2 rRNA genes are annotated in these 3446 nt (G+C 47.9%); both read right to left on the reverse strand.

The features are described from left to right. Positions 1-7 precede the first annotated feature (7 nt). Positions 8-122 (reverse strand): 5S ribosomal RNA (gene rrf, locus CWB78_RS13985). 139 nt (positions 123-261) lie between these two features. Then, a 23S ribosomal RNA gene (locus CWB78_RS13990) occupies positions 262-3146 on the reverse strand. Between the last annotated feature and the right edge of the window lie 300 nt (positions 3147-3446).

Below are 3446 nucleotides of genomic sequence, written 5' to 3' on the forward strand. Positions count from 1 at the left end.
ATTTGGAGCCTGGTAATGTCCTACTTTCACATAACAAATGCTACACTATCATCGGCGCTGTTTCGTTTCACTACTGAGTTCGGCATGGGGTCAGGTGGGTCCAAAACGCTATTGTCACCAAGCAAATTTGGGTGTCAGTCCGTATCGCTACGCACTAACTAAAATTTGGAATTTCTGATAATAAAATGTCTTCAGTAATCTACTTTAGTCTATTAACTTCTTCGCTTGTTTCACTATCACATAAAACGCGTTTGGCGTTGTATGGTTAAGCCTCACGGGTAATTAGTACAAGTTAGCTTAATGGCTCACACCACTTCCACATCTTGCCTATCAACGTTGTAGTCTTCAACGGCCCTTCAGAGACTTTAAAAGTCTAGTGAGAACTCATCTCGAGGCCTGCTTCGCGCTTAGATGCTTTCAGCGCTTATCAGTTCCGAACGTAGCTACCGGGCAATGCCATTGGCATGACAACCCGAACACCAGCGGTTCGTTCACTCCGGTCCTCTCGTACTAGGAGCAACCCCTCTCAATTCTCAAACGCCCACGGCAGATAGGGACCGAACTGTCTCACGACGTTCTAAACCCAGCTCGCGTACCACTTTAAATGGCGAACAGCCATACCCTTGGGACCGACTTCAGCCCCAGGATGTGATGAGCCGACATCGAGGTGCCAAACACCGCCGTCGATATGAACTCTTGGGCGGTATCAGCCTGTTATCCCCGGAGTACCTTTTATCCGTTGAGCGATGGCCCTTCCATTCAGAACCACCGGATCACTATGACCTACTTTCGTACCTGCTCGACGTGTCTGTCTCGCAGTTAAGCTGGCTTCTACCATTACACTAACCGTACGATGTCCGACCGTACTTAGCCAACCTTCGTGCTCCTCCGTTACTCTTTGGGAGGAGACCGCCCCAGTCAAACTACCCACCAGGCACTGTCCGTAACCCCGATTCAGGGGCCAACGTTAGAACATCAAAACTACAAGGGTGGTATTTCAAGGACGACTCCACAAAAACTAGCGTCTCTGCTTCTAAGTCTCCCACCTATCCTACACATGTAGGTTCAATGTTCAGTGCCAAGCTGTAGTAAAGGTTCACGGGGTCTTTCCGTCTAGCCGCGGGTACACAGCATCTTCACTGCGATTTCAATTTCACTGAGTCTCGGGTGGAGACAGCGTGGCCATGGTTACACCATTCGTGCAGGTCGGAACTTACCCGACAAGGAATTTCGCTACCTTAGGACCGTTATAGTTACGGCCGCCGTTTACCGGGGCTTCGATCAAGAGCTTCTCCGAAGATAACCCCATCAATTAACCTTCCGGCACCGGGCAGGTGTCACACCGTATACGTCATCTTGCGATTTTGCACAGTGCTGTGTTTTTAATAAACAGTCCCAGCCACCTGGTCACTGCGGCTCCAATCAGCTTAGAGAGCAAGTCTCATCACCAATCGGAGCGTACCTTCTCCCGAAGTTACGGTACGATTTTGCCTAGTTCCTTCACCCGAGTTCTCTCAAGCGCCTTAGTATTCTCTACCTGACCACCTGTGTCGGTTTGGGGTACGATTCGGTATAATCTGAAGCTTAGAGGCTTTTCCTGGAAGTATGGCATCAGCAACTTCATCACCGTGGTGACTCGTCTCGTGTCTCAGCCTAACAGCAACCCGGATTTACCTAAGTCACTAGCCTACACACTTTCACATGGACTACCATCGCCATGCTTGCTTAGCCTGCTCCGTCCCCCCATCGCAATTATACCAAGTACGGAAATATTAATCCGTTTCCCATCGACTACGCCTTTCGGCCTCGCCTTAGGGGTCGACTTACCCTACCCTGATTAACATGGGATAGGAACCCTTGGTCTTCCGGCGTGCGGGTTTTTCACCCGCATTATCGTTACTCATGTCAGCATTCGCACTTCTGATACGTCCAGCATACCTCCCGGTACACCTTCAACCGCTTACAGAACGCTCCCCTACCACTCAGAATAAATTCTGAATCCGCAGCTTCGGTGCATAGTTTAGCCCCGTTACATCTTCCGCGCAGACCGACTCGACCAGTGAGCTATTACGCTTTCTTTAAAGGATGGCTGCTTCTAAGCCAACCTCCTGGCTGTCTGGGCCTTTCCACATCGTTTCCCACTTAACTATGACTTTGGGACCTTAGCTGGCGGTCTGGGTTGTTTCCCTCTTCACGACGGACGTTAGCACCCGCCGTGTGTCTCCCGGATATTACTTTACGGTATTCGGAGTTTGCAAAGGGTTGGTAAGTCGGGATGACCCCCTAGCCTTAACAGTGCTCTACCCCCGTAAGTATTCGTCCGAGGCTCTACCTAAATAGATTTCGGGGAGAACCAGCTATCTCCCGGTTTGATTAGCCTTTCACTCCTAACCACAGGTCATCCCCTAACTTTTCAACGTTAGTGGGTTCGGTCCTCCAATTGATGTTACTCAATCTTCAACCTGCCCATGGCTAGATCACCGGGTTTCGGGTCTATACCTTGCAACTATTCGCCCAGTTAAGACTCGGTTTCCCTACGGCTACCCTAATCGGTTAACCTCGCTACAAAATATAAGTCGCTGACCCATTATACAAAAGGTACGCAGTCACCCTCGAGGGGCTCCTACTGCTTGTACGTACACGGTTTCAGGTTCTATTTCACTCCCCTCACAGGGGTTCTTTTCGCCTTTCCCTCACGGTACTGGTTCACTATCGGTCAGTTGGGAGTATTTAGCCTTAGATGATGGTCCACCTATATTCAGTCAAAGTTTCACGTGCTCCGACCTACTCGATTTCACTTAAAATGCGTTTTCATGTACGGGACTATCACCCTGTATCGTGGCACTTTCCAGAGCCTTCCATTAACACATAATAAGCTTAAGGGCTGTTCCGATTTCGCTCGCCGCTACTATCGGAATCTCGGTTGATTTCTTTTCCTACGGGTACTTAGATGTTTCAGTTCTCCGCGTTCGCCTCGTTAACCTATGTATTCAGTTAACGATACCTGCAAGCAGGTGGGTTTCCCCATTCGGAAATCCTAGTCTCAAGTGCTTTTTACTAGCTTGACTAGGCTTATCGCAAGTTAATACGTCCTTCATCGCCTCCAACTGCCAAGGCATCCACCGTGTACGCTTAGTCACTTAACCATACAACCCAAACGGGTCTTTGTTTCGTGACAGTTTAACTTCGCCAGAAGTTAATATTGAATACTAAAGTAGATACCAATTAATCCGAGGATTAAATTGGCACTGAATGATACTGCTATCATTCTTTTTTACTTTTGAAAACTCTGTACAAATACAATGTATTCATACGAATTTTATTATCAGCTTTTCCAAATTTTTAAAGAGCATATTAATTAGTTAACCCAGAGGGTAAAACTAACTAACAATCATCTGTGTGGACACTACGAACAAATAAGTTCTAAATCGTATAAGGAGGTGATC

The sequence above is a fragment of the Pseudoalteromonas sp. S1612 genome, from assembly GCF_005887175.1.
Taxonomy (GTDB): Bacteria; Pseudomonadota; Gammaproteobacteria; order Enterobacterales; family Alteromonadaceae; genus Pseudoalteromonas; species Pseudoalteromonas undina.